The organism is Exiguobacterium sp. ZOR0005, from assembly GCF_000798975.1.
Lineage (GTDB): Bacteria > Bacillota > Bacilli > Exiguobacteriales > Exiguobacteriaceae > Exiguobacterium > Exiguobacterium aurantiacum.
Map to the genome: position 1 here is coordinate 131,631 of NZ_JTLB01000012.1, position 26,866 is coordinate 158,496.

The 26,866-nt window shown below is 52.0% G+C and carries 29 protein-coding genes and 1 pseudogene; 8 read left to right on the top strand and 22 right to left on the bottom strand.

The window, feature by feature from the left end:
- Positions 1–45: 45 nt before the first annotated feature.
- Positions 46–471, top strand: coding sequence for a hypothetical protein (locus L971_RS04335; RefSeq protein ID WP_029334529.1), 426 nt, complete (start codon positions 46–48; stop codon positions 469–471).
- Positions 472–507: 36 nt separating this feature from the next.
- On the opposite strand, the gene L971_RS04340 is transcribed toward L971_RS04335, so the two are convergent.
- Positions 508–1,107, bottom strand: a complete 600-nt coding sequence (locus L971_RS04340) for a helix-turn-helix domain-containing protein (protein ID WP_024370517.1) — start codon at positions 1,105–1,107, stop codon at positions 508–510.
- Between the two features lie 85 nt (positions 1,108–1,192).
- Positions 1,193–1,693, bottom strand: coding sequence for a PTS glucose transporter subunit IIA (locus L971_RS04345; RefSeq protein ID WP_024370518.1), 501 nt, complete (start codon positions 1,691–1,693; stop codon positions 1,193–1,195).
- Between the two features lie 206 nt (positions 1,694–1,899).
- On the opposite strand from L971_RS04345, the gene L971_RS04350 reads away from it, so the two are divergent.
- A complete protein-coding gene (locus L971_RS04350; protein WP_024370519.1) occupies positions 1,900–3,594 on the top strand; it encodes a M3 family oligoendopeptidase in 1,695 nt (564 codons plus the stop codon).
- An 11-nt stretch (positions 3,595–3,605) separates the two neighbouring features.
- Here L971_RS04350 and L971_RS04355 read toward each other — a convergent pair whose 3' ends face one another.
- Complete coding sequence (locus tag L971_RS04355) at positions 3,606–4,034, bottom strand: carboxymuconolactone decarboxylase family protein (protein ID WP_024370520.1); 429 nt, start codon at positions 4,032–4,034, stop codon at positions 3,606–3,608.
- Between the two features lie 116 nt (positions 4,035–4,150).
- On the opposite strand from L971_RS04355, the gene L971_RS04360 reads away from it, so the two are divergent.
- A complete protein-coding gene (locus L971_RS04360) occupies positions 4,151–4,582 on the top strand; it encodes an Lrp/AsnC family transcriptional regulator (protein WP_024370521.1) in 432 nt (143 codons plus the stop codon).
- A gap of 23 nt (positions 4,583–4,605) precedes the next feature.
- On the opposite strand, the gene L971_RS04365 is transcribed toward L971_RS04360, so the two are convergent.
- Positions 4,606–5,496, bottom strand: a complete 891-nt coding sequence (locus L971_RS04365; protein ID WP_047374487.1) for an aldo/keto reductase — start codon at positions 5,494–5,496, stop codon at positions 4,606–4,608.
- On the bottom strand, positions 5,493–5,996 hold the full coding sequence (locus L971_RS04370) for a cupin domain-containing protein (protein WP_047374489.1): 504 nt from the start codon (positions 5,994–5,996) through the stop codon (positions 5,493–5,495). The genes L971_RS04365 and L971_RS04370 overlap by 4 nt, the downstream gene beginning before the upstream one ends.
- Before the next feature lie 182 nt (positions 5,997–6,178).
- On the opposite strand from L971_RS04370, the gene xylA reads away from it, so the two are divergent.
- From xylA to L971_RS04385, 3 genes are all read left to right on the top strand, one after another.
- Entirely contained in the window at positions 6,179–7,522 is a 1,344-nt protein-coding gene (xylA, locus tag L971_RS04375; protein WP_047374492.1) for a xylose isomerase, read from the top strand.
- Between the two features lie 69 nt (positions 7,523–7,591).
- A complete protein-coding gene (xylB, locus tag L971_RS04380; RefSeq protein ID WP_047374494.1) occupies positions 7,592–9,091 on the top strand; it encodes a xylulokinase in 1,500 nt (499 codons plus the stop codon).
- Between the two features lie 8 nt (positions 9,092–9,099).
- Positions 9,100–10,086, top strand: a complete 987-nt coding sequence (locus L971_RS04385) for an aldose epimerase family protein (protein WP_047374496.1) — start codon at positions 9,100–9,102, stop codon at positions 10,084–10,086.
- 36 nt (positions 10,087–10,122) lie between these two features.
- On the opposite strand, the gene L971_RS04390 is transcribed toward L971_RS04385, so the two are convergent.
- On the bottom strand, positions 10,123–11,235 hold the full coding sequence (locus L971_RS04390; protein ID WP_052200267.1) for an ROK family protein: 1,113 nt from the start codon (positions 11,233–11,235) through the stop codon (positions 10,123–10,125).
- A gap of 269 nt (positions 11,236–11,504) precedes the next feature.
- Here L971_RS04390 and xylE point away from each other — a divergent pair, with 269 nt between their 5' ends.
- Positions 11,505–12,920 (top strand): D-xylose transporter XylE, encoded by a 1,416-nt coding sequence (xylE, locus tag L971_RS04395; protein WP_047374500.1) that lies wholly within the window; start codon positions 11,505–11,507, stop codon positions 12,918–12,920.
- A gap of 130 nt (positions 12,921–13,050) precedes the next feature.
- On the opposite strand, the pseudogene L971_RS04400 reads toward xylE, so the two are convergent.
- The 6 genes and pseudogenes from L971_RS04400 to L971_RS04425 form a co-directional block, all read right to left on the bottom strand.
- Positions 13,051–13,287, bottom strand: a pseudogene (locus tag L971_RS04400) (winged helix-turn-helix transcriptional regulator); the annotation flags it as partial.
- A 247-nt stretch (positions 13,288–13,534) separates the two neighbouring features.
- Positions 13,535–13,930, bottom strand: a complete 396-nt coding sequence (locus L971_RS04405) for a DUF2251 domain-containing protein (protein WP_024370529.1) — start codon at positions 13,928–13,930, stop codon at positions 13,535–13,537.
- A gap of 71 nt (positions 13,931–14,001) precedes the next feature.
- On the bottom strand, positions 14,002–14,430 hold the full coding sequence (locus tag L971_RS04410; RefSeq protein ID WP_024370530.1) for a CBS domain-containing protein: 429 nt from the start codon (positions 14,428–14,430) through the stop codon (positions 14,002–14,004).
- Positions 14,431–14,691: 261 nt separating this feature from the next.
- Positions 14,692–15,492 carry an alpha/beta fold hydrolase gene (locus tag L971_RS04415; protein ID WP_024370531.1) on the bottom strand — a complete coding sequence of 267 codons (801 nt, stop codon included), beginning with the start codon at positions 15,490–15,492 and terminating at the stop codon, positions 14,692–14,694.
- A gap of 78 nt (positions 15,493–15,570) precedes the next feature.
- On the bottom strand, positions 15,571–16,683 hold the full coding sequence (locus L971_RS04420; RefSeq protein WP_047374502.1) for a M14 family metallopeptidase: 1,113 nt from the start codon (positions 16,681–16,683) through the stop codon (positions 15,571–15,573).
- Between the two features lie 85 nt (positions 16,684–16,768).
- Entirely contained in the window at positions 16,769–17,170 is a 402-nt protein-coding gene (locus L971_RS04425) for a hypothetical protein (RefSeq protein WP_047374505.1), read from the bottom strand.
- Positions 17,171–17,325: 155 nt separating this feature from the next.
- Between L971_RS04425 and L971_RS04430 the strand changes: the two genes are divergently transcribed.
- Positions 17,326–18,432 carry a type I restriction endonuclease gene (locus L971_RS04430; RefSeq protein ID WP_052200269.1) on the top strand — a complete coding sequence of 369 codons (1,107 nt, stop codon included), beginning with the start codon at positions 17,326–17,328 and terminating at the stop codon, positions 18,430–18,432.
- Positions 18,433–18,578: 146 nt separating this feature from the next.
- Here the strand turns inward: L971_RS04430 and L971_RS04435 are convergent, their stop codons facing one another.
- The 10 genes from L971_RS04435 to L971_RS04475 all read right to left on the bottom strand — a co-directional run bounded on the left by L971_RS04435 (position 18,579) and on the right by L971_RS04475 (position 26,787).
- Positions 18,579–19,049: a flavodoxin family protein gene (locus L971_RS04435; protein WP_047374507.1), complete on the bottom strand. Its 471-nt coding sequence runs from the start codon at positions 19,047–19,049 to the stop codon at positions 18,579–18,581.
- A gap of 154 nt (positions 19,050–19,203) precedes the next feature.
- Positions 19,204–19,626, bottom strand: coding sequence for a hypothetical protein (locus L971_RS04440; protein ID WP_024370536.1), 423 nt, complete (start codon positions 19,624–19,626; stop codon positions 19,204–19,206).
- A complete protein-coding gene (locus tag L971_RS04445) occupies positions 19,623–20,273 on the bottom strand; it encodes an SIMPL domain-containing protein (RefSeq protein ID WP_024370537.1) in 651 nt (216 codons plus the stop codon). Before L971_RS04445 ends, L971_RS04440 begins: the two co-directional genes overlap by 4 nt.
- A gap of 60 nt (positions 20,274–20,333) precedes the next feature.
- Positions 20,334–21,335, bottom strand: coding sequence for a hypothetical protein (locus tag L971_RS04450; RefSeq protein WP_197053160.1), 1,002 nt, complete (start codon positions 21,333–21,335; stop codon positions 20,334–20,336).
- An 82-nt stretch (positions 21,336–21,417) separates the two neighbouring features.
- A complete protein-coding gene (locus L971_RS15025; RefSeq protein ID WP_115336686.1) occupies positions 21,418–21,588 on the bottom strand; it encodes a septum formation initiator in 171 nt (56 codons plus the stop codon).
- 28 nt (positions 21,589–21,616) lie between these two features.
- Entirely contained in the window at positions 21,617–22,360 is a 744-nt protein-coding gene (locus L971_RS04455) for a hypothetical protein (protein WP_047374508.1), read from the bottom strand.
- Positions 22,357–22,899 carry an RNA polymerase sigma factor gene (locus L971_RS04460; protein ID WP_047374511.1) on the bottom strand — a complete coding sequence of 181 codons (543 nt, stop codon included), beginning with the start codon at positions 22,897–22,899 and terminating at the stop codon, positions 22,357–22,359. Before L971_RS04460 ends, L971_RS04455 begins: the two co-directional genes overlap by 4 nt.
- A 54-nt stretch (positions 22,900–22,953) precedes the next feature.
- Positions 22,954–23,430, bottom strand: coding sequence for a hypothetical protein (locus L971_RS04465; protein WP_047374513.1), 477 nt, complete (start codon positions 23,428–23,430; stop codon positions 22,954–22,956).
- A gap of 106 nt (positions 23,431–23,536) precedes the next feature.
- Positions 23,537–26,107, bottom strand: a complete 2,571-nt coding sequence (locus tag L971_RS04470; protein ID WP_047374514.1) for an ABC transporter permease — start codon at positions 26,105–26,107, stop codon at positions 23,537–23,539.
- Positions 26,104–26,787: an ABC transporter ATP-binding protein gene (locus tag L971_RS04475; RefSeq protein WP_047374516.1), complete on the bottom strand. Its 684-nt coding sequence runs from the start codon at positions 26,785–26,787 to the stop codon at positions 26,104–26,106. The genes L971_RS04470 and L971_RS04475 overlap by 4 nt, the downstream gene beginning before the upstream one ends.
- Between the last annotated feature and the right edge of the window lie 79 nt (positions 26,788–26,866).

Consider the following 26,866-nt stretch of genomic DNA (forward strand, 5'->3'; position numbering starts at 1 on the left):
TTTCGTATACTCTAAAGAATGTGCAAAATGAGGAGGAAACGAACTATGCGATCACGATTACTCGCAGCTTTGATTTTTACATTCATGACGACGCTCACGACGTTCATCTGTTATACCGTCTTCTTGGAAGCGGATGCGTTGTGGCAAATCTTGCTCGCATACGCGGGGAGCACGTTCCTCGGGACGCTCGCGTTCTGGTACCCGGTCAGCCGCCGTGCCGAGACGTCACGCTTCGGCGGGGCGTGGATCGGGATCTTGATCACGGCGACGACGCTCATCGGGTTCACGATCATCCGCTTCACCGTTCGCGGTGATGCCGCATCCTTACTCGACTGGCAGACGATGCTCGCGAGCCTCGCCTACACGTTCGGTTACGTCGGTTGGGTGCTCACGATTCTCAACATCGTCCTCGGCTTCTTACTCGCCGGGACGAAACCGAAAGTCCGTTATGAAGCGCGCATGTCGCGCTAAACGAGAAGCAGCCGTTCACATTGAACGGCTGCTTTTTCACTGCAACTTATACGATTTATCGCTCAACCCGAACTCTGCGTACTGGAACGAGTTATCCGTGAACTGCTCCGGGACGAGCCGGTCGACGTAACGGGCGAACGGGACGATTCGGTGCGACGTGTCCTGAGCCCGGCCAAGGTCGAGCACAGCGTCGACGAGCGCCTCGAGCGCGTGATGGCTCGTCGGTTCTTCGTCTTCCGCGAAGATGCGGCGCAACTCTTCTTCGTGCATCAAATCGAAGATGCGCATCCGCGCCTCGAGCTCGTGCTGCATGTCCTCGGTCGACTTCCCATGCATCGCCTCGTCGTAGGCGAGTTTCATCTGTTCGAGCTCAGGTACCTTGCCTTTCATGAGCACTTTTAACGATTCCCCGGTCCAAATGTGTCGCGCCAAGTAATTCGCGTCAATTTTGAGCGCCTCGGCGAGCGCCTCTATGTAAGGCATCGTCGGGTACACTTCACTCAGTTCGGTCCGGCGGACGAAGTACGGGGCGACACCGATCCGCTCGGCGAGTGCTTCAATCGAGATGCCGGCCCGCTCACGCAAAATCCGGATCCGGTCCCCGTAACCCCGGTACGGTGCATTTTTTCCATCCATATGCCTCTCCCCCTCTCTTCCATTATAGTTCCCGAAACGACAAAAAAATACTCGGAAGCAGACGCCTCCGAGTAACAATTTCGACTTATTTCTTCGTCAATTCGACGACTTCCGAAGAACCAGCCGTGACGTTGTCGCCTTCAGCGACGAGTTTGTTCACAGCGAAGCTGTCGTGGTTCGTGATGATCACCGGTGTGATCGTCGACGGCGCGTTCGCTTTGATGAAGTCGAGGTCGAACGTGACGAGCGTGTCGCCTGCTTTGACCGCTTGACCTTCAGTCACGTGCGTCTCGAAGCCTTCACCTTTAAGGTTGACCGTGTCGAGACCGATGTGGATCAAGTACTCCGCACCGTTGTCCGCGTTGATGCCGATCGCGTGTTTCGTCGGGAACACCGTTGCGATTGTCCCGTTGACTGGTGAGACGACTTTACCATCTGTCGGCTCGACGGCGATGCCGTCACCCATCATTTTTTGTGAGAACACTTGGTCAGGAACGTTCGTGATGTCGATGACCTTCCCTGTAAGCGGTGAAACCGCGTTAAGTTGTTCTTCTTTACCACCAAAAAGTTTTTTAAAGAATCCCATAGCTTAATCCCTCCAACATGTTCTGTTAATCAAAGTCTTAGCTTTTATACCCGAAAAGCTCCTACTTCAATCCCTACCCTATAAACGGTATAGTTGTAATAAGGTAGTGCGAATTCGTTTACACATCGTAAGAATACGAGTGTGCAATCGCTTTTGCAAGCCCTTTTTACACTTTATAAAAATTTCACATCATGGAGGCGCTTACAATGACGACTTTCACAAAATTGTCATATGAACGGCCCGACTTGGACGCTTTAAACAGCCGATTGTCGGACTATTCAGTCGAATTGCAGCAAGCGAGCACGCTCGAAGAAGCGAACGAACTCATTCGCCAAATCAATCAAGAACGGAACGATTTCGAGACGCAAAGCCAGCTCGTCGCAATCCGCCATTCGGTCGACACGCGCGATGCTTTTTACGAGGCCGAGCAAACGTTCTTCGATGACGCGCTGCCGGTGTACGAGAAAGAAGTGCAGGCGTATTACCGCGTCTTGACGGAGCACGATCTTCGGAGCGCCCTCGAGAAGGAATGGGGCACCCAACTGTTCGAACTCGCGGAACGGGCGCTCGTGACGTTCGACGAGTCACTCATCCCGAAACTGCAAGAAGAGAACCGTCTGGCGACGAGCTATCAAAAAGTGATGTCGGCCGCACAGATCGAGTTCGACGGCAAGACGCTCAACTTGTCCCAGTTCGGACCGTATCTCCAGTCCCCTGACCGCTCGGTACGAAAAGCGGCGTCCGAGGCGCGTTATACATACCTCGCCGACAACGGTGACGAACTCGACCGTATCTACGGCGAACTCGTCCGCGTCCGCACCGAAATCGCCCACGCCCTCGGCTTCCCGTCGTTCGTCGAACTCGGCTACGCCCGGATGCAGCGCGTCGGCTATGACGAGTCGATGGTCGCCAACTTCCGCAAACAAGTGCGTGACGTCATCGTCCCGCTCGCCTCGAGCTTGAAACAGAAACAAGCGAAGCGCATCGACGTCGACACGCTCACGTATTACGACGAGTCGTTCGTCTTCCCGGACGGCAACGCGACGCCTAAAGGCGACGAGTCGTTCATCATCGAAGGCGGCAACACGATGTATCGTGAGCTCTCGAGCGAGACGGACGAGTTCTTCCAATACATGCAAGAGCGCGGCGCCCTCGACTTGACGGCGAAACCGGGCAAATCGGGCGGCGGCTACTGCACGTACTTGCCGTCGGAAGGACTGCCGTTCATCTTCTCGAACTTCAACGGCACGGCCGGGGACATCGACGTCCTGACGCACGAGGTCGGCCACGCCTTCCAAGTGTACGAGAGCCGTCATTTGACGACACCGGAATACGCGTTCCCGACGTACGAGGCGTGTGAGATCCACTCGATGTCGATGGAGTTCTTCTGTTGGCCGTGGATGGAGCTGTTCTTCGGCGACCAAGTCGACAAGTACAAGTTCAACCACCTCGCCGGCAGCGTCACGTTCTTACCGTATGGCGTCCTCGTCGACGAATTCCAGCACGTCATCTATCGGAATCCGGACATGACGGCCGCTGAGCGTCGCCAAGCGTGGCGTGACCTCGAGAAGGTGTACCTCCCGCACCGTGACTATGAGGAGAACGCATACCTCGAGTCGGGCGCATGGTGGCACCAACAAGGACACATCTTCCAAAGCCCGTTCTACTACATCGACTACACGCTCGCCCAAGTGTGCGCGTTCCAGTTCTGGGTGCGCATGCATGAGGACCGCGAGTCGGCATGGAACGATTACCTCACGCTCTGCCAGGCCGGCGGCAGCCGCTCGTTCCTCGAGCTCGTCGACCTCGCCGGGCTCAAGTCGCCTTTCGAGGACGGCGTGTTGAAAGAGACGCTCGACCAGATTGAAGACTATCTATTGAAGCATCCGCTCGCGAACTGAAACGAACCCACTCACGTTGACGTGAGTGGGTTTTCTCGTTCCAATCCGAGCATCGCTCCGACGTATTGCGAGGCTGTCATGAAGGCGATAAAGGCACAGAGTTCACTGATTTCGGCATCCGTGAAAACATCTTGGAGCACACTGATCGACGAGGCCGGCGTATCGCCTTTCAGTTGGATGAACACATCAGTGAATCCGACGGCGAGTGTGATTCGCTCATCGAACGCTTCCGGTTCAGGCTTCCCTTTCGCCTTACAGTAGTCACATCCGTTCTGTTGCGCGAGCGTCCGTCGCACTTGTTCTTTCAATGCGGCAGACAGTTTCCCGTCGGCTGCTAACGTGTCTCCGAGTGCGGACCAATGTCGCATCAAGTCCTCGTCGTGTCCGAGCAATCGTTCGAATGGCGTATCACCATTACGGGCTGGTTCGATTCGACTCATTTCAACACCCCCCTTCTCCAAGTATAGAAGGCATGTGTCGTGTTTCCCATTCCATCCATAATGTGTTCACGATACAATACATATCAAACAGAACGAGATAAGGAGGAATTCATTCGATGCTAAAAATTGATGAAACGGACCGTCTTCTGCTGGATGAATTGACGAAAGACAGCCGTCTGTCGATGAGTGAACTCGGACGTCGTATTAACTTGTCGGCCCCGTCCGTCGGCGAACGCGTCCGTCGGCTCGAATCGTTCGGTGTCATCAAGGGATATACGATCGAGCTTGACCACGAATTACTCGGCCAACCGATTCATTGTCTGATTGAGGCGACCGTGAAGAACGGCAACTACGAGGCGTTCACCCGTTTCCTTCAGGCGTATCCGAACATCGCATTTTGCTACCGGGTCTCTGGGGATGCTTGTTTCCTCCTGAAAATGCGCTTTACCACGTTCGCCGAAGCCGAGCAGTTCATCGATGACGCGATTCCCTACGCGCATACGAAGACGACGTTCATCTTCTCTGAAGTCGACATAAAAAATGGGTAAGCCCGAAGGCTCACCCATTTTCGTCAAATCACATCGAGCGGCTCTTTCCCGCTCGGCGGTGGGAATGCTTCGTCGAGTGCCTGAAAGTCGTCCTCGCTCAAGTTGAGGAGCATCGCCGCGCCGTTCTCTTCGACGTGCGCCGCCTGCCCTGCTTTCGGGATGGCAATGACGTTGCCGCTCCGCGTCGTCCAGGCGAGCAAGATTTGAGTCGGTGTCGCGCTGTACGCCTCGGCGATCCGGTTCACCGTCTCGTCGTTGAAGATTTTCTCTTTCACGTCGCTGCCTTCGGCGAGCGGCGAATACGCCATAATCGGGATGCGCTGCTCTGTCAGGAACGGCAACAAGTCGTGCTCGATGCCGCGGCTGCCGAGGTGGTACAGCACTTGGTTGACGGCACAGTGTTTCCCGTTCGGCAAGGCGAGCAGTTCTTTCATGTCGTCGACGTCAAAGTTCGAGACGCCCCACGCCCGGATCTTTCCGTCCGCTTTCAGCTGCTCGAGTCCGTCGACCGTCTCCTCGAGCGGGATGTCGCCGCGCCAGTGGAGCAAGTAAAGATCGAGATAGTCCGTCCCGAGCCGTTCGAGCGTGGCGTCACACGCCTGGACGAGCTTGTCGCCGCCGGCGTTATGCGGATACACTTTCGAGACGAGGAAGACGTCTTCGCGCCGGTCTTGAATCGCTTCCCCGACGAGTGACTCGGCTTTCCCTTCCCCGTACATCTCGGCCGTGTCGATGACGTGCAACCCGCAATCGAGCCCCGTCTGGAGCGCCTCGATCTCAGCTGTTCGTTTTGAGTCGTCGTCGCCCATCCGCCACGTGCCTTGTCCGAGCGTACGCACCTCACGCCCGTCCGGCAACTCGACCACTTGTTGTTTCAATGTCGCTAAAATCAATGAATGTGGAATGCGGTTCATGTCGTTTCCTCCTTGTTCCATTCGGTATGCAACGGACCAGTCGTCCCGAACACGGGGTCGGTCTCTGGTTTGTCGATCGCTTCGATTCGATTCACGTTCTCCGGCCGTTCTTCCGGGCTCCCCGTCAGTGTGTCGTAATCGCGTCCGTCCGGGTACGCCCCGACGATGGCGAAGTCGTCGCTCGCCTCGAGCCGTCGGTGTCCGGTGCCGGCCGGCAAAATCAAGACGTCCCCGGTCTGTAGCGACACGAGGTCCCCTGTCGCCCCGCCGAGTTGGACCGTGGCCCGTCCCGACTTCACGCCGAGCACTTCATGCGTGTTGCTGTGATAGTGATGATAATCGAAGACGCCGTTCACCCAGCTGTTGCCCCAACCGTTGTTTTCGAACGTCGACTGGATGGCATCGGTCTCCGTGAACGCCTCTTTATATAACAACACCGGGAAATACGGGTTGTTCGGGATTGAACCGTCATCTTCAAATCGATACGCTTTCACTTCCATCTTGTCCCCTCCTTGTCTTTGTGACTGTACCCGAGTTCACGGCAGATTAACCTGTGAGCCAACTCACGAAGAGAAAGTTCAAAAAAATTCTCAAATAAACTTAGTTTGTTCGATAGACAAACTAAAAGGATTGGTGTATTCTATTCCTGAAAACGATTACAACACTGAGGAGGATGACAAGCATGTCGCAAATTCATACAAAGAAAGAATATTACCAAGGTGTCGGAAAAATCGCATTTGAAGGGCCGGCTTCAACGAACCCGTTCGCGTTCAAACATTACAATCCTAAAGAGCAAATCGGCGGGAAGTCGATGGAAGAGCTCCTTCGTTTCGCCGTCTCATATTGGCACACGTTCACTGCCGACGGGAGCGACCCGTTCGGACAAGGGACGATGATCCGACCTTACGACCGTTTATCAGGCATGGATCTCGCCAAAGCCCGCGTCGAAGCGGCCTTCGAGTTCTTTGAAAAACTAAATGTCCCGTACTTCTGTTTCCACGACTTTGACATCGCTCCTGAAGGCGACACACTCGCCGAAACAAACCAGAATCTCGACGTCATCGTCTCGATGATCAAAGAGTACATGAAGACGAGTAACACCAAATTACTTTGGAACACGGCTAACATGTTCTCGCATCCGCGCTGGATCCACGGGGCAGCTACCGCACCAAACGCAGACGTGTATGCGTATGCGGCCGCGAAAGTGAAAAAAGGGCTCGAAGTCGGGAAAGAGCTCGGCGCCGAGAACTACGTGTTCTGGGGAGGCCGTGAAGGATACGAGACGCTCTTGAATACGGACATGGGTCTTGAGCTCGACAACTTGGCTCGCTTCTTCCATATGGCCGACAGCTACGCGAAAGAAATCGGTTTTGACGCCCAGTTCTTGATCGAACCTAAACCGAAAGAACCGACGAAGCATCAATACGACTTTGATGTCGCAACGGGCCTTGCCTTCTTACAGAAATACGACTTGGCAGACCGCTTCAAATTCAACATCGAAGCCAACCACGCCACACTCGCCGGCCATACGTTCGAGCACGAGCTCCGTGTCGCCCGCGTGAACGGTATGCTCGGTTCGGTCGACGCGAACCAAGGGGATCCGCTTCTCGGATGGGACACAGACGAATTCCCGACCGACCTCTACTCGACGACGCTCGCAATGTATGAAATCTTGTTGAATGGCGGCCTCGGCAGCGGCGGTCTCAACTTCGACGCCAAAGTACGTCGTGGTTCATTCGAGCCGGAAGATTTGTTCTACGCCCACATCGCCGGCATGGACAGCTTCGCGGTCGGTGCGAAAGTCGCACAACGCCTGATTGACGACCGTGTGTTCGAAAACATCATCCAAGACCGCTATGCCAGTTACAATGAGGGAATCGGGAAAGATATCGTCTCGGGCCAAACAAACTTCCACAAACTAGAGGCCCACGCCCTAGGTCTCACTGATATCCAAAATAAATCAGGACGTCAAGAACAGCTCCGTCACATCCTGAACCAATATTTGTTGGATGTACAACGCCCTTAACCGTTACGCCCAGACTCCACGATGGGGTCTGGGTTTTTACATCATATTAAGTATGAAAGGATGAGACAGATGAAATATGTCATCGGAATCGATTTAGGGACGAGCGCGGTAAAAGCCATCCTCGTCGACCAAAAAGGACACATCCACGGTGAAGCGAGCCGCCCGTACCCACTCATTCAAGAACGGGAAGGCTTCAGCGAGCAAGACCCGTCCGCCTGGGTCGAACAGACGGTCAACGCCTTGGCCGAACTCGTGATGCGATTTGAAGGGGACCGGGAAGACATCGAAGGAATCAGCTTTTCCGGACAAATGCATGGGCTCGTCTTGCTCGATGCCCAGCATCAACTGTTGCGGAACGCCATTCTATGGAACGATACACGGACGACCGCAGAATGCGAAGACATTAAAGAGCTGTTAGGACCAACGCTGCTCGAAGTCACGAAGAATCCAGCGCTCGAAGGCTTCACGCTGCCTAAACTGTTGTGGGTGAAGCGACATGAACCGGACTTGTTCGCTCAAGCTTCCGTCTTCTTGTTGCCGAAAGATTACGTCCGCTATGCGTTGACCGGTCAATTGCATATGGATTATTCTGATGCAGCAGGAACGCTATTATTAGATATCGCCGCGAAAGAATGGAGCGAGGACATCTGTGAACGAGTCGGCATCCCCCGATCCCTCTGTCCACCGCTCATCGAGTCTTCCGATGCGGTCGGCACGATTAGCCCCTACTTTGCGACACGCACCGGGCTGTCTCCGCACGTCCGCGTCTTCGCCGGCGGGGCCGACAACGCGTGTGGCGCGATCGGCGCGGGCATTTTAAAAGACCAACAAACGATGTGCAGCATCGGGACTTCGGGCGTCGTCTTGTCGTATGAGTCGGCCGCCTCCCTCGATTTCAAGGGTAAGGTCCATTACTTCAACCACGCTAAAAAAGATGCTTTCTACACGATGGGCGTCACGTTGGCGGCCGGGCACAGCTTGTCCTGGTTCAAGAAGACGTTCGCACCGGACGTGTCGTTCGAGGAATTGCTCGCTGCGGTGAAGCACGTCCCGATCGGTGCAAACGGTCTTTTGTTCACCCCCTATCTCGTCGGAGAACGGACCCCTTATGCGGATGCGATGGTGCGCGGTAGCTTTATCGGGATGGACTCGACACATCGTCTCCCCGACTTCTCGCGTGCCGTCTTGGAAGGCATCACTTTCTCATTGAAAGAATCCCTCGAACTGTTTCGGGCGGAAGGGAAAGTGATCACGTCGATCGTCTCAATCGGAGGCGGTGCCAAAAACGAGGACTGGCTTCAAATGCAGGCAGACATTTTCGAGGCCACGATCATCAAGCTGTCCAACGAGCAAGGGTGCGCGCTCGGCGCCTCTATGTTGGCCGCTTACGGATGCGGGTGGTTCGAGAGTTTAGAGGCGTGCAGTGAAGTATTCATCCACGAGGCGAAGCGATACGAACCGATTGCGGACAACGTCCAGCGCTACCGTGCCTTGTTTGACCTATACCAACACATTTATCCGGCGACGCAGCAGCTATCGAGCGGCTTGTCGGCGTTCCGTCGGAAGTGAGCGCAGCCATGGACTATCAATCAGACCTTTACGGGACAATCGATGACACACCAGTCCGGCGCCATCGGGTCATGGCAGATTCATTCGCGTTTTCTTGTATCGATTATGGTTGCACGATCACGGAAATTGGCTTGCCCGACAGCGCCGGGAACGTCAACAACGTCGTATTGGCGCTCGACACGCTCGAAGATTATATGAGTCACGACTATTACCTCGGTTGCGTCGTCGGTCGCTCCGCCGGCAGGATTGAACAAGCACAGTTCACACTCGATGGCCAGACGGTTTATTTGCCGGCGAACGATGGGGTGCACCATTTGCACGGCGATGACTTTCATAAAGCCGTCTGGGTCCCTTCGGTCGACCAGTCCGCCGAACACGTGACGATCCGGTTTGAACGGGCGTTCCCGGATGGCCATCACGGTTACCCGGGACATGTGAACGTCGCAGTCATTTACAAGATTCGCCCTGGCGCCGTGACGATCCGTCACGAGGCGACGACCGACACGGCAACCGTCATGAACATGACAAACCATACGTATTTTAATTTGTCGGGAACGGCTGCGCCGATTCACGACCATACGCTCCGGGTCGCGAGTGAAGCGTTTTATGCACTCGACGAGGCACTCATCCCCCATCACGTGCAGCGAGTGACGGATTCTCCCGCCTTTGATTTCAGACAATCAAAACGCATTGGGGATGGTCTCGCTTCTGACGATGAACAGCTTCACATCGCCGGCGGTTTCGATCATCCGTTCCGTCTTTTACGAACGGACGACCCCCAGATTCAGCTTCGTCATTCTTCCGGGCGCACGCTGTCCGTTCAGACAACAGATCCTTGCGTCGTGTTCTACTCCGGTAACATGCTTCCAGACGATCAGAAACAGACCGGTCTTTGCTTAGAGACGCAGAAAGCCCCGAACCTGATTGACCGTGAAGTCGTGCTGCGCCCTGGGGAGACGTACCGGACCGAGACGACGTGGACGTTCACGTCATAACGAAAAGCCCGCCACCTGAAGGTGACGGGCTTATTGTCATTGCATCATCCGACGCTGTAAAAACTGCTCGATGGCAAGGGATGCCATCCCGATGGCTGACGCATGATCACTCAGCTTTGACGGAACGAGCTCGAAGGCGTGATCGGCTTGCGTATAGACACGCGACGAGATCGCGGTTCGAATCATGTTCAACACCATCGGGTGCGACTCGATGACGCGACTTTGAATGATGATCACTTTCGGGTTGTAGACGTTCAACACCGTGTTCAATCCGACCCCGACATAGAAGCACCATTTTTGCAGTTCGTTCAATACGGACGCCTCGTTCGCCTGCAAGCTTTGCTGTAACGTGTCGACCGTATGAGCCGGCAAGTACTTGTCCCATAACACTTTCTCAGAGGCGTACAGTTCCCAGCAACCGCGGTTGCCGCACGTGCACTTCGGTCCGTTATATTCGATCGACATGTGGCCAAACTCCCCGGCGAACCCTTCCTCGCCTCGATACAGCTCGCCATGCAAGATGATGCCGGTCCCGACGCCCGTCCCTAAGCTGACGAAGATCATCTCTTCATGATCTTTCCCTGCCCCAAACCGCCGCTCGCCGTAAGCCCCCGCGTTGGCCTCGTTCTCTAGATTGACAGGCACGTCGTAACAGTTCTCTAACGCATGCTTCAAGCCTGTCACGTCCGGACGAAGGTTTGGGACGAACACGACTTCTTGCTCTCGATTGATGAGTCCCGGCACGGAGACACCGATCCCGATCAATCCGTACGGAGAAGAAGGCATGTTCACAAGCAAGGCATCGATGGCCTCCCGTACTTTCGGTTCCGCGTCTTCGTCCGTTTCTGCCCACTCGGTGGTCAGTGACTCGATGACGTTGCCTTTCAAATCGGTCAAGACGGCGTTGATGGCTTTCACTCCTAAATCGACTCCGATTGTGAATCCGGCCTGCTGATTGAATACGAGCATGACCGGACGTCTCCCTCCGCTAGAATGACCTTGTCCAATCTCGAAGATGAGCTCTTCGTCTAGTAACACGCCTATTTGAGCCGAGACGGTCGATTTGTTCAAGCCTGTCACTTCAGAAAGTTTTGCTCGTGAGATCGGATAGCTCCGGATAATTTCATTTAGCAACACCGTTTTATTCATTTTCTTCACCAGTTGCTGATCAGCAGTTATGTCTCGCTTCACCAATGACTTTGTCTCCCCTTTATACGAACTAATTTTTCATTGCGCGCATCGCTTCCATACGCTTCCCCTTATTCTCTACTTCTATTATACAAAAACTGAAAAAATATAGTTGAGAATTCGAGTTCTATTTTGTATGATAAGGATAGTTAGTTTATCCGTCAAACAAACTAACTTATTTTTTAAACTGATATTGTAAGCGTTATCAATTTTAAGGAGGGCATCACGTGATGAAACAAAATCAAAACACGCTCTACCTCATGACCATCACGCTCGTCGCAACGTTGGGCGGTCTATTGTTCGGTTATGATACTGCCGTCATCTCAGGCGCAGAGAAATCACTCGAAAAGTATTTCATTGAAGGTCTGGACTTGAGCTCGCTCGTCCACGGGGCCACTACTTCCTCGGCATTGATCGGCTGTATTATCGGTGGGGTCATCTCCGGGATATTCGCCAGTCGATTCGGTCGTAAAAAATCGTTAATTTTTGCGGCCACGCTCTTCTTCTTTTCAGCACTCGGTTCCGCTTACCCGGAAGTGCTCTTCTTTACGAAAGGTGAGCCGACGATCGCCCTCTTGTTAACGTTCAACTTATATCGCATCATCGGAGGAATCGGAGTCGGTCTCGCTTCAGCCATCACGCCGATGTATATTAGTGAAGTCGCACCTGCCGCGATCCGCGGACGACTCGTGTCATTGAACCAATTCGCGATCATCCTCGGGATGCTCGTCGTCTACTTCGTCAACTGGTCCATCACGAGCGGACAAACGGCCGCTTGGATTGACGATATCGGCTGGCGGTATATGTTCGCCTCAGAAGCCATCCCAGCCCTTCTCTTCGGGTCTCTCTTGCTGATCGTTCCGGAGACACCTCGGTACTTGGCGCTTCAAGGAGAAGAAGACAAAGCACTTCACATCCTTAGCCGCATCAATGGAAAAGAACGGGCCGAAGCAATCATGCTAGAGATTAAATCGTCCGTCAGTCATTCCTCGGCCAAATTGTTCACTTATGGTAAGCTCGTCATCACGATTGGAATCCTGCTCTCTGTGTTTCAACAGTTCGTCGGCATCAACGTTGCCCTTTATTACGCACCGCGGATCTTTGAGAGCATGGGCGCCGCCAAAGACGCTTCGATGATGCAGACTGTCGTCATGGGACTGGTCAACGTCGTCTTCACGATTATCGCGATTCTTTTCGTCGATAAAGTCGGCCGGAAGCCGCTCCTCATCATCGGATCGGTCGGAATGGCCATCGGGATGTTCGGTGTTGCCTCCATGGCCTATACGAACACAATTGGTATTGGTACGTTAATCTTTATCGTCATCTACACGGCTTCATTCATGATGTCATGGGGACCGATTTGTTGGGTGCTCATCTCAGAGATCTTCCCGAACAAAATCCGCGGACAAGCCGTCGCCATCGCTGTTGCTGCCCAATGGACAGCCAACTACTTCATTTCATCAACATACCCAATGATGATGGAGTTTAGCGGGACGATGACATATAGTTTTTATGGCGTGATGAGCGTGCTGTCTGCCTTGTTCGTTTGGAAGCTCGTTCCGGAGACGAAAGGTAAGACACTTGAAGAGATGGAGACGTTGTGGAGTAAACATTCGACTGCCTCTAAAGACGTATCTGCCTCTTAACGATAAAAAAGACAGCACTTCTTGTTGGCTCAAGAAGTGCTGTCTTTTCGTTTCTTTAAGAAATCACCTCTTCTCCCGTCTGTTCGATATGCCCCTCCCCCCATGCGCACATCGCGTCAAGAATCGGTTACAACGACCAGCCATAATCGGAAAGTGAATAGACGACTTTTGGCGGAACTTGTTCATAGACGGTGCGGATGATGACCCCGTCTGCCTCGAGCTCGCGCAACTGTTGCGTGAGCATTTTCTATGTGATGTTCGGCATGAGTTTCTTCAACTCGCTCGCCCGGCGTTCCCTTTTAATCAAGTGACACATGATGACGACTTTCCTAGTGGAAGTCGTCCTTTGCGTTACAGCTCGATTTATTGCACACTTCGTCTCTTGTCTCAGGTATTCGTAAACATTCTCTAAAAACACTTCTATCCCTGTCAGAATTAAGACACACTCTGCCTCTTCTCAAAGAGACTCACGACCCAAAGAAGGATTCCGACATAAATCGGGAGGCCGATGATAAATGTCAGGAGATTTTTCGGAACAGACGTATTGTAGCCGTATAATAGCACGATGGCCAAGACAATCACGACCATATATTTTACTATGCTTTTCATGAACGTCAGCTCTCAACACTCATCTGTAGAGCCTCGCCCTCTGACGCTGAGATGCCTGCTTCCCATAGTTCAATCGGGAGCGAGACGATGGCGTTATGCTCACGCGGTGCGGTGAGTTTCCGTTTCGTGTTCAGGTCCAACATACCCCAACATTCTCCGTCCACGATGAACGCGACTTTCGACGAACGGTCGTCCCAGGCGAATCCGACTTCTTCACACGCTTCGATCGGCGGTGCGATTTGATCGTAAATCCAGAGCGCGTCCGCGATTCCCTCCATCTCCCCTGAAGAATCCAGTGGACAAAAATAAACGTATCCCGTCTCCCCATCATCTTCGAATACACAGACGTAGCGCTCATTTGGTGAGACCGACTCGATTACAAACGTTTCTTCTTCATTCATTTTCAGTTCCTCTTTTCAATTTTACGTGAACGATAGGAAAGCCAAGTCATCCATCGACTTGGCTTCAACGTTTAATTTACTTTACTCTCAAGCTGCTTTAACTTCGTCGAGTAATACTCGATGATGTCGCGGCGCCGGATGATGCCGATGAAATACTTACCGTCATCAACGACCGGCACGAAGTTTTGATCGGTGATCGCATCGACGAGCTCCTCGATTTGCGCCGTGATCGCGACCGGTTTATAGCGTACGCGCTGCTTGATGTCTTTCAATCGTGTCCGGAGCACTTTTTCGTAGTCTTCTTCCCCGCGAAGTTGCTCGGCGAGTGCCCAGAGTAAGTCCCCTTCTGTCATCGTCCCGGCATAAAAACCGTTCTCGGATACGAGCGGCACCGAGGTGAAGCGATGATGCTTCATCTTCTCGAGTGCTTGACGCACCGTCGACTCCGGGTCTAAATATTTGACGTCTTCTTTCGGATATAAAAAGAAAGCGATATTCATCTCAAATCTCTCCTCAATCTGTTAATCCACCCCATCATTGTACCATGAATCGTGAGTCCGACCGCAAAAAATGGTCGCTCCCCACAATTGTTTCACCAACCTTTCATGAAATTGTTCATCAATCGGTCGTTCCAGTTGAAAACGTTTGCCGAATGACCAAATCCGGCAACAAGTCTCCCATATTATGTATACCCGAAACGATTCTGTGCTACCCGTCAGAAGACGTAAAAAAAGACGCCTAATCGAAGGCGTCTTGTGCCGTCAAATGAATCCGAGCAGTGTCTGATTGAACTTGTCCATCTCGTCGAGAACGGTACCGTGCCCACTCTCCTCGAACCGCTCGAGACGTGCGTTCGGGATCCCCTTTTCCATCTCCAGGGCGAACTCGAACGGACAAATTTTGTCGTGAACGCCGTGAATGATGAGCGTCTCGACCGACACTTTCAAAAGGTCGTCCCGCAAATCTTCATCACGGAGCGCTTTCGCCGAGGCGATCGTCCCATGGCTCGAGGCGATGAGTGACAAGTGATGGAACCAGTTTTGCATCGGCTTCGAGTGTTCTTTTTCAAAGAAGATCTCCCCGAACCCTTCGAGCATCTTCGGACGGTCTTTCATCGTATCTTCGATCAAGGCGTCGACTTCTTCTTTCGTCATCCCGTACGGATAGTCCGGCCGTTGTGTGAACACCGGGGCCGCGGCACCCGCGAGAACGAGCTTTTTCAACCCGTCGTCCGGATAGTCGACGGCGTAACGGATGGCGATCGCCCCGCCCATCGAGAAACCGACGAGCGTGAAGTCTCTCACGCCGAGCCCGTTGACGACCATATGGATGTCGGACGCCATCGTCGCATAGTCATATCCTGTCGCTGGTGTATCTGACTTCCCATAGCCGCGATAGTCGATGCCGACATAGCGGTAACCGGCGTCAAGCAACGCATTCTTCTGATACTCGAACATATTGTTGTTCGCCGGCCAACCGTGCAAGAAGACGACCGCGTCTCCCGTGCCGACGTCGTCGACGTAAATGTTCGTCCCATCGTGTGCCGTAATATAGTTCCCCATCATATGACCTCCGCATCTTCATGTTGAGCTGTTGTTGCCCACAAGCGACTTTTCCCGATTCCTCGAAGTGAAAACCTGTCAACGCTCGCACCAGAGCGATTCGGCCTTCAAGACGTGCTCAATCGTCGTCGCCCCTTCTCGGAGCACCGACTTGCGCCACTGGGCATCGTCCGGATAAAACATCGCCATGAACTCTTTTTGAATCTCGTTCCGTGCCGTCGGGTCTTTCGTCCCTTCGAAATACAGTCGATTCTCCAAGATGATCGTCAAAAATTCACGAATCGACGCCTTCGTCGACGTCCCGAACGTCCCGAACTCGAACAACGCCGAGACGAGCTGCTTGTCCGGGAACTGCGTGTCTCGTACGTAATAGAAGTGGTTCGTCGAGTCGCCGAGCACATCCTGCGGGTCATACGTTTGAATGTTCGGTAACCCGTACTTTTCTTTTAGCGTGTCGACATCGCGCCCATCCCGCTCACTGACGACCATCGTCACTTCGTTCGTCGGTCCGAGGGCGGTGTGCCAGTCCATGTGCACGATTCGGTCGTAACGGTCGAGCAAGTCGTATTGAACCTCTTTCATGAAAATCGCCGACGGTTCATCCGCCTCCCCGCCGTAATAGACACCTTTCGGGAACTGGTATTGCCCCATCCCTTTCGCCGCGGTCATCGCATCGAACCCGTCGAGCTTGATGCCGGAGCCGAGGAATGAGTAGATGTGTTCTCGTGCCTCATGGTAGTCGTCAATCACCCCGTCCGGCACGAACATATGCCGCATCACTTCATACTCTTTGTTGACGTTACGCGGCAGTGACTCCCGGTCGATGACGTAGTTTCGATTCAAGTCGACGTTGTGCTCGTTGACGCGGCGGAAATGTTTCATCCCCCACGGATTGACGGCGTGAATGAAACAGACACCTGTCGACTCGTGGCGGACATGCGGCAACTGTTCCGCGACAAATTGATGCGTCACGGCCGCCCCGGCATACCCTTCGATCCCGTGCTCGCCGATCGTCATGAGCAGCATCGACTCACGCGAGCCCGGCGGTTCCCCGATGATGACGTCGATCGTCCCGTCCCCAATCGTGTGCGTCATCGTCCGGGCACTCGGGTAATATTGTTTGACCGTATCGAGCAGCGCGAGAAACTTCTCTCGCGACTCCTCATAAGATTTTGAAAAATAATGGCTCATGTCAAATCCCTCCTCATGTCTTCCTTATCCCATTCCCATTCCAAGACAAGCTAAAAACGCCTCCTTGCGGCGGCGTTTTGTGAAGTCAATGCGCCCCGGCTTTCGTGCCGCGGTTTTGACGCCGGAACTCGAATAAATAGACGAGCGGGGCGAGCAGGACGGCCCCGAACAACCAGTACGCCCCAGGACTCGCGAATATCGCTTCAAACGCGCGGAAGAACCAAGCGATGACGGCGAATCCGACGAGAAGCTCGGCCGTCCAAATGACGCCACGGCGGACGGCGAGTGTGAGCGTGCCCGTTTTCATGAGGAGCGCTGCGATAAAGGTGATCAAGAAGGCAGGGAAGCTCGAGAACCATAGCATCCGGTTCAGCGTCGCTTCGGCGAAATAAGTGTTTCCGAGTGACACGGTGATCAAATAGTGGGCGACAAGCACGAGCAACACGACAATCCAACCGACGAGGACATCCCGTTCCCATTTTTTCATGTTGTCCCTCTCCTTTATTTAGACGTGAGCGTACGTCAATTTGATCCAACCTACTCGTAAAGCTTATACAACGCGAAGGTTTTTTACATAAATTTACTTAAAGTCAATAAAAGGTTATTATTAGATTAATCATGAAAATAATGGAGGTTATTATAATGGAAAAGTTTTCTTCCGACATTCGTACTGTCTCGCAACGAATTCAACAGCTTAGACATTCCATATCGACCGAAGAAGCGACAAAGACCGCTTTGATTATGCCGTTCTTTCAAACGTTAGGATATGACGTCTTCAATCCAGCCGAGTTTACACCTGAATACATAGCCGATGTTGGCATCAAAAAAGGTGAGAAAGTAGACTATGCGATTATGGAGGAAGGAAAACCGACAATTCTCATTGAAGCCAAATCCATTCGTGAACCACTGACTAGGCATGATTCACAGCTGTTTCGATACTACGGTACAACGCAAGCTAAATTTGCGATTTTAACCAATGGGGACATGTACCGATTTTACACGGACCTAGAAACGCCAAACGTGATGGATACGGTGCCGTTCTTTGAAATCACACTCTCGAACATTAAAGACAATGAAATCAAGGAACTCTATAAATTCAAGAAACAAGAGTTCAACGTGAATACGATTCTTTCGACGGCCGAGGAATTGAAGTACTTGAGCGCAATCAAAGATCAACTCAAGTCGTTATCTCAATCCCCTAGTGATGAACTGATCCGTCTCCTTATTCAAGAGTGCTACCAAGGAATGAAAACGCAAACTGTGGTCGATAAGTTCAGACCAATTGTCGCAAAAGCCTTCAATCAATTCATAAATGAGAATATGAATGAACGTATCAAACACGTGATTTCGGGGGAACCTGAAACCACCTCCAGTGGAACGACACAAGAACATGCTGGGGCGTCCGACCTGGATGTCGAGACTGATGAAATCGATCTCCCATCCCAACCAGTCATCGAAACGACGCAAGAAGAAATCGAAGGATATGCCACTGTCAAAGTCCTTTTAGGTTCGGTCGTGGATAAAGACCGTATTTTCTATCGAGACAACGCGAGTTACTTCAACATTTTAATCGATGATAGCAACCGGAAGTGGGTGTGTCGTTTGCATTTGAATTCGTTGACGAATAAATACATCACGTTCCGTGACGAGCCAAACGTCCGTTATAAAATCAATCATGTTTACGAAATCGAACAATTTACCGAGAGACTGAAAGTAATTGTTCAAAGCATCATCATGCCAAACGAATAAAGCAACAAGGCGAGGCAAACAAACTTTGCTTCGTTTTTTATTTCCACTCCTCTCTTGATGGAATCCATACTTCTATTTACCCGTTTTCGAATCGTTTCGTCTCACGCACCCCACAAAAAAACGCACTCCGCTTGGAATGCGTTCACTCAATTTTGGAACAGCTGCTTCGCCCAATCACGTGCCCGTTCGAGCTCCCCGTCTTTGAGCGGTCCTTCTTTACCGAGGACGAGGAACGATTCTTTGAGCACAGGCTCCGCCCCTTTCTCGAGCAGCTCCCGCTCGATCCGTGTCGAGGCGTGGCCGAACCATTTCACGATTTTCCCGACAAAGAAGCCCTGGTCGTCTTCCGCCATGCTCGTATCAAACGCGGCGGCCCGCATCCCGCGAAGCGCATGGTCTGACAATCCGTCTAAAAACGTCTTCACGTCTTCTGTCTCGCGGCCGCCGTGCGTCGGCGAACCGACGATGAGCAAATCGAGGTTGGCCAAATCCCCGTAGCCGATATGGCCGACTTGTTCGGCCCGGACATGGTGCAACTCGCTGAACCCGTCCTTAATGGCGTGGGCAACTTTTTCCGTGTGACCGTACATCGAGTCATAGATGATGAGAATGTGCATACCGATCCCTTCTCTCTATATGAACTTAGACGACGTTACACAGAATCTGTTCCCGTTTTCGAGGAGCGTCTATCATTTTACCGCCCTTCTTCTTTCAACAATTTGATGAACCTGTCGAGGTGTTCAAATTCACTCGCTTCAAAATCAAATACAGTCATCTTCTTCTCCTAATCCGGCTGACGATGAAAATGCACAGCCCGACCCCGATTGCGGTAAAGACGATCGTATCGATATGATTTCGTAAGCTGAACGGGGCGTCACGGATATATTCGGCCCGCTTCCACTCCGATCCGTCCTCGACCGCAATCACGTCTTCAATCGGCTCTCCGATGACTTCTCGATACTTCGTGCCGATTGGATACATATTGGATGCGTCGCCATAATGGCGTCCTGTCATATCGTCGGCCATCGTCTTGACTTCTCCGACGACGTCACCTAGCTCGGCCTCCGTGACGACAACGTCCATCACTTCATATAATCGTCCGTCCAAAACGACGAACGCATACGCCCACGACAAGGCATGGACCGAGACGGTGACCGACAACAACATGACGCTGAGCCAAGGGACGCGTCTCATTTGATTTCCCAGACAAACGTGGCGTTGTCGCTCAAGTCGATCTCGTCCGGTTCGAGTTCCGGCATGCGTTCTTCTGAGTGGAGGATATTTTCACTGAACGTCATACGCGTCGGGGAAAAGATGTGCAGCTCTCCCCACGTATAGTCGATCCGAAGCAACTCACCAAGCGTCGCCCCGGCCCCTTTGGCCAACAGTTCGGCTCGATGCCGCGCATTCTCGGCGGCGCTCGCAAGCAGTTCGTCTTGCACCGCGTCCGCGTCTTTGATTGTGAAGTGAATCGACAGTTTCGGTTCCGCCAGCGAATTGCTGATGTTTTCGATGACACGCGACAGCCGTTTCGTGTCGATTGGAAACTCGAGCTTCGTGCTTTGGTTGCAGACGTAACCGCGGAAACGGGATTTATAATTGCCGTCCTCATCGCGATAGCTCTCATAATCCGTGTCGATCGAGAAGTCGGTCGTCTTCAAAGCGGACTTCTCAAAATCTGCCTTTTCAATCGCTTTTAGAAGCCGGGTGATTGCGGTCGCCGCTTCGTTCATCGTCTCTTCGTAGCGTGCCGCCCGTGACGTCACATCCATTCTCAACACAATCAAATCCGGCTTGGCCGACACTTTCCCTGTACCTTTTACTGTGATCGTGCGCTCCATTTTTTCTCCCCCTATCGCATTCCTCATTGCTGAATTGTCATAGCCCCTCAATGACTCATTTCATCGGCTCGGCTCCAATCTGTCAAACCGTCGCAACGAAAGTAACGCTTTAAGCGTCAATACCCCAATCCATTCTGGATAGGCTTGGTTCAAATCAGTCTCATAATACGTTTTGCCCCATGGAGGCAAAATCTTTCCGTGCCTTTCCAGTTCATCCATCACAAAATGTAAGTGGGCGTCTAGTTTCCGTTCGTTTATCCCGAAACGGTTATTCGTTTTCGCGCACATGAAGCTAAGCGGCGTTGGGACATATTCGTGCCAACGTTCTTCTTCGTAATCAATGACTTGGCCGACAGCATCGATGAGACCACTCTCGAGACGCATTCGCCACGCCTCAGGCACCACATCAAACAATCTGATAAAACAATAGATTTCATTTTCTGAATTGAACAAGGGCTTCCGATTTATATACTGAATAGCATCTTCGACGAGTCGCTCGGCGTCTAAGTGAGTGGTGTATTCACGATATTTATAAAGATAAGCAATAATCTCCGCGGAAGGATTTCCCCAATTTCGATCAATCATCGTCATGTTTTCGGTCTCGTCATAGTGCCACCAAAAAGCATGAGGAAAATCATTGCTATCTTTCGACACAGCAAACCAACCATTTCGCGATGTGTCATACGTATTTTCCAAATAGTGAATCGCAGCTTCGATCATTGGTTTTGTCGCATCTATTCCGCTTAGTTCATTCAAGTGGCGCAACCCGACAGATGTCGCCATCGGCGAGGAAATTGGGGCTCTGAAATCAGACTCAAGCCCATGCCCAAATCCACCATCGTCGTTTTGATACTTACTCAGTTCAAGTACGACGTGTTCCTGTGATTGCTCGTTAAAATAATGATTGAACCATGCGATTTCTAAAGGTCTTCCGTATGTCACAATCGTTTGTTCGGCTTGTTCAAAATGTCTGGCTCGTAACATTCTCAATAGGCTTCCTCCCTCACTGTTCTGTTTCTCGATTTCGCTTTGATTCCTTCTCAGTACAATCATTTTCTGCATTTCTATCATTTTTCCTATCAGTACAATCCCTCTTGCGTACTTCATCTATTCATACGTAATTACGGTTCCAGTTACGTTTGCTTCACTTTCGTTTGAGTGAAATGATGGTCCCGATGATCCAGCCCACGGTCGCACCAATCACAATCCCATAGACGAGTTCGAACCCAAAAATGAGCGGGATGATGACCCCGAAAGCCGACCCGAACGCGAGCCCTAACCCGACGGCAGATTGACGCCATTCACTAGTTGCCATGATATTCACCCCTCTCCCTATTTTGGTCTTATCGAGCCTGTTTCATCATGAACATTTCCACATCCTCAATCGTCTCAGCCCCCGACAAGGACGGATAAGCGTCTCGATTGAAGACGAGACCTTGTTCCGTATTCAAGAACATATACCGCTCACCGTCCGGAAAACCGTAATCACTCACATCCGTCAATTGAAGCGTAGCCCCATTTTGTGACCAGATGTGTGATGCATCGTATGGAATCGGCATAAAAATCCCTTCCATGCCTAACCGAAGCTCGGAGACGACATCCGCATCCGACTGCAACACCTCCGAACCAACGCCCGCGACAGTAAGCACTTGGATTGCACTGCCCGGCTCGATGTCTCCCCGATAGACGTCTGTCACGTCGATCGTCACGAGCGACCGGTATTCCTCTTGTCCGTTAAAGTCGAGCTCGATGTGATCGATTTGCGTCACGACGCCTCTTACCAAAGCCGGTTCCCATTTCGAGAACAGTTCTTCCTCACTCATCTCTATCAGATTCGCGGACGACATCCCGACATCGATGTCCCCTTCATCGACATAGGCGACCGACATATTACTCGAGTTGTCTGATAGCGGAATTCGTTCTTTGAAGCCGTCCCACGAGAACACAAAAAGCGAGACCGCGGCGACTGCAATCATTCCTCCAACCCACTTGACGCGTTGTCGTTTCTTGACACTTCCCTGCATCGATTCTTCGACAAACCGATCATCGACTTCCCCTATCAACTGCGCCAACCGTTTCCCGCTCATCGTATCACCCCTTCCGCTGCCAACTTGTCCCTCAGCTCGTTTCGCGTCCGCATGAGCACCATCTTCACTTTGCTGTCGCTCAACTGTCGCGCGTTTGCGATTTCTTTAATCGATTGAAAGTGAAAATAGCGCGACATGAAAATCTGTCGTGTCTCTTGCGGCAACTGTTCCAAAAATCCGTTCAACAAGTCGACCACTTCCGTATCATCGGTCGACGACGACAGACAGTGCTCGAGTTCCTCGAGGACGAGCGGCACTTGACTGCCACCTCGTTTTTTAGCGTGCGCCTTCTCATATGTATGGAGGGCGACATTTCGGACGAGTTTCGCCAAGTAGGCCGAAAACCGTCGCGGTCGTGTCGGTGGGATCGCGTGCCACACTTTCATATACGTGTCGTTCACACACTCGTCGGCGTCTTCACGGCTATGCAAAATATTGTATGAAATCGTGTGGCAATACGCCCCGTACTTCTCCGCCGTCGCCGCAATCGCCTGCTCGGAGCGGGCGAAATATAAATCGATAATCGCTCCATCATCCAACTGAACCCCTCCTTTTCACCTTCATCTCTATAGACCGGGAACGAAACGCATCGGTCACACGTTTCGTAAAAGTTTTTTTGAGCGGCTCTTCACGGCTGGACTCCCCGACTCTCGTTTTTCCTTGAGCAACGTGATTACATCGTCACGGAATCGTGGATGTATCATGCTCAAGTCAAACAGCGCTTGAAGCGCATTGACGATGACAATGTTGCTCGTCTCGGTGTCGATCCAACCAGTGAGTACACGGACGATGTCGGCCGCCTCTTCCTCGGTCCATGCCATCCGTGTCACGAGTTGCGCCAAATGCCACCTCACTTCTTGTTGGGTGGCGAGATGCAGCTGTTGGAACAATGTCGTTTGGTGCGGTCGAAGCAGCTCTGGATGACGTCGCGTCACTTTCTCCACCGCATCCGCGCTCCGCATTCGGACGACAGGACGGTCGTCCGTCAAGCCGGTCATCAATTCCTCGAATCGGTCCGGATTGTCCCCCACGATGTCGACAACCTCGTCGACATGGCCAATTGACCGCAAATCCCCTCGGTCAATAATTCTCGGATGTCCATTCGCTCACCTCTTTCTTCATTCTCATTTTACAAAAAAAGGGACCCAGTAGACACTGAATCCCTATGCATTCGTATTAGTTATTCTCTTGCTTCAACCGGTCGATGATATTATCCGACTTTACTTTCGAGATGGCGTACAGCATCGAAGCACCGACGATAAGGAAAATCACGACCGTAACGAATAAGATGTCGGCCCACGGCAAGGAGAACGGGGCTTCGAACGTGTTGATTTGCGCGCGGTAGATGAGATACATGATGAGCACACTGATTGGCAGTCCATATGCCAGCGCCTTCACGCCGTAGAAGATGCTCTCATAGTACACCATCTTGTTGAACCCTTTCGGTGTCATCCCGACCGATCGCAGCATCGCGAATTCGCGGCGCCGGAGCGAGACACTCGTCGAGATCGTGTTGAAGATGTTCGCCACCGAGATGAGTGAGATCAAGACGATAAACCCGTAGACGAAAATCGATAGCAGCAATAACACTTGCTCTTGTTGTTCACGCTGTTCCGACACGTTGAAGATATATTGATCCATATTTTGCTCCGCTTCAATCACTTGTTGCGTCGCATCCGGGTCATTCGTGTTCAACGCAATCGACGGACTCGATTGTTTCAACAAATTACCAATCGCATCCTCTCCAAACGTCCCTTCTCGAACGATCACATCGAGCCATCCGAGGGAACTAGTCATCACACCGGTCGGGGCGACGTCGGTCATGGCGGCGATTTTGATTATTTTGAGCGGTGCCGCCTCATCCGTTGCATTCTCGTCCCGTAGTTCGAGCGTATCGCCGAGTTTTGTCTCAATCGTTTTTGACGTGACGAACTTTTTCTTATCGAAGTCTTGATAGGATACTTCATCAATCAAGACGGCACTCGGGATTTCTCCGTCTGCAAAATCGCTAGTGGATGCCCCAATCTGTTTCAAATAGTCGTCAAAACTTTTGTCGTCTAACTGATAGAGCGACACGTAGTAGTCATATTCTCCATCGACAAATGAATCCGTCACACCTTCTTGCTCCAAAATCGTATCGGGTAGCCGTGTCTGATTGACTAAGGTACGAACCGTCGTGTTCTCGAAGTACGTCCCGTTCGTCACATCGTCCAACGTCTCATAGCGTCGTAAGTCATCCGTATTAAGATTCGCCCCGTTCACGAGGATGTCGAACTCGTACGTGCCTTGCGACATCTCGAGCGATTGTTCGAGCCGGTCCGTGAAGTAACTGACGACTAAAAACAGCACGATGCTAATGACGAGCGAGAACACCGTCGCTAAATACCGTTTCCGGTTGCGCTTCGTATTTTTCAATCCGATTTCTGCTTCCAAACCGAAGATACGCCGGACAAGTTTTGACGTCTTCACGTTCTTCGACGTCAATCGAACGTCCTGCGACTGACGAATCGCATCGATGGCTGAAATTTTAGAGGCGCGACGGGCCGGAAGATAACAGGAGATGAAAATCGTCACGCTCGAAATCAAAATCGTCAGCATGAGCGTGACGGGTGTGACGACAACCTCAAACTTCTCCGTCAAGTTGAGTGCTTTCTCAGCAAACGCGTTGATGAATAGGAACGTGACCCCGATGCCGGTCACCCCGGCAAGGATACCGATCGGGATGCTGATCCCACCGATGATGAGTCCTTCAAAATAGACCGAGTTCCGCTTTTGTCGCTTCGTTGCCCCGACACTTGCGAGCATCCCGAGATAACGCGAACGTTCGGACACGCTGATGGCGAACGCGTTATAGATGAGCGAAATCGAACCGATGACGATCACCGCCATGATGATCCCGGCGAATCCGTATAGCGTTTTGCGTAGACCGCCATCGTCCGTCACCCCATAATAGCGAAGGAGTGATGTGTTATAGGCAACTCCTTCAATCCCTTGTTCTTTCATCAATCGATCCGTCTTTTCATAAATCGAGTTGCTGACATCGTTCAAAGCGACGAACGTATCGACGGTCGACCCATTCAGCGCCTTGTCATCGATGAATCCGACGACCGTGTAACCCGGCGCCCAAGTCGGCTCCCATGCCGGACGCGCCATCGTTCCGACGACAGTCAGCGTCACCGTATCATCGACTTTCAAACGTTCGAGGACATCTTCCCCTTCACGAATCAACCCATCATTTTGCGTCAACTCACGATTTGACGTGTCGTCCATGCGCTCCCCGATATCGAGCGTCAACTGATCACCGATGTTGTACGTGACGAGAGCGTTTTGACGGATTGCCTCGGAAATGACGACTTCTCCTTCTCGTTTCGGCAAGCGTCCTTCCGTCAAATCGACCGGAAAGTTTTTCAAACCCGACGTGTTATAGTTCCGGATGTACACATACGGTCTATATACGTTTTGCGAACCTTCTAGTTCCGCATAACCATCACTTGATAGAATGACGTCTTTGGTCGCCGCGTCGCCACGAATCGCCTCGACCTGCTCGGCATTCGTGTTGACATATTTGACGTGCCATTCCCCGTTGTCTGCGATATCTTGACGAATCATCAAGTCGAGAAAAGACGAGCCGAGTGTCGTGACGGCCGTGATCATCGACACCGAGATGATCACACCGATGATGGTGACGAGCGAACGCCGTTTATTCTCACGCAAATGCCGCATCGTCATTTTTTGGATGATATTCATGAGCGGACGACCTCATTCTTCGCGATCTTCCCATCCTCGATCGAGATGATTCGGTCCGCCTGCAACGCGATTCGCTCGTCGTGGGTGATGACGATGAGTGTCTGATTGAACTTCTTGTTGAACAGTTTTAAAAGGCTCATAATCTCTTCGCTGTTTTGACTGTCCAAGTTCCCTGTCGGCTCGTCGGCCAAGATGATGGCCGGATTACTGATGAGCGCTCGTCCGATCGAAACGCGTTGCTGTTGCCCGCCCGACAGTTGGTTCGGCAGATGCGTCAATCGGTTCGACAGCCCGAGGATGCCGATGATACGCTCCAAATGGGCGGCGTCGACTTTTTGCTCGTCCAACAGCATCGGCAGCGTGATGTTCTCCTCGACCGTCAAAATCGGGATCAAATTGTAAAATTGATAAATCAAGCCGATTTGACGACGCCGGAAGATGGCGAGCTGTGTCTCGTCTAACTTGTAAATATCCGTGTCATCGATTAAAACCTGTCCGCTCGTTGGGATGTCGACACCGCCAAGCAAATGCAACAACGTTGACTTCCCTGAACCCGATGGTCCGACGATACAGACGAACTCCCCTTTTTTCACGGTGAACGACACGTCATCGAGCGCCCGCACTTCCATCTCGTCTTTCCCATACACTTTCGATAAATGCTTCACTTCTAATATGTTCATGGTTGCACCCTCCAGTACTTGATCTACTTCGAGTGTACCGAGCGAGTGTGACACGTCCGTGACTCGAAAGTGACTATTT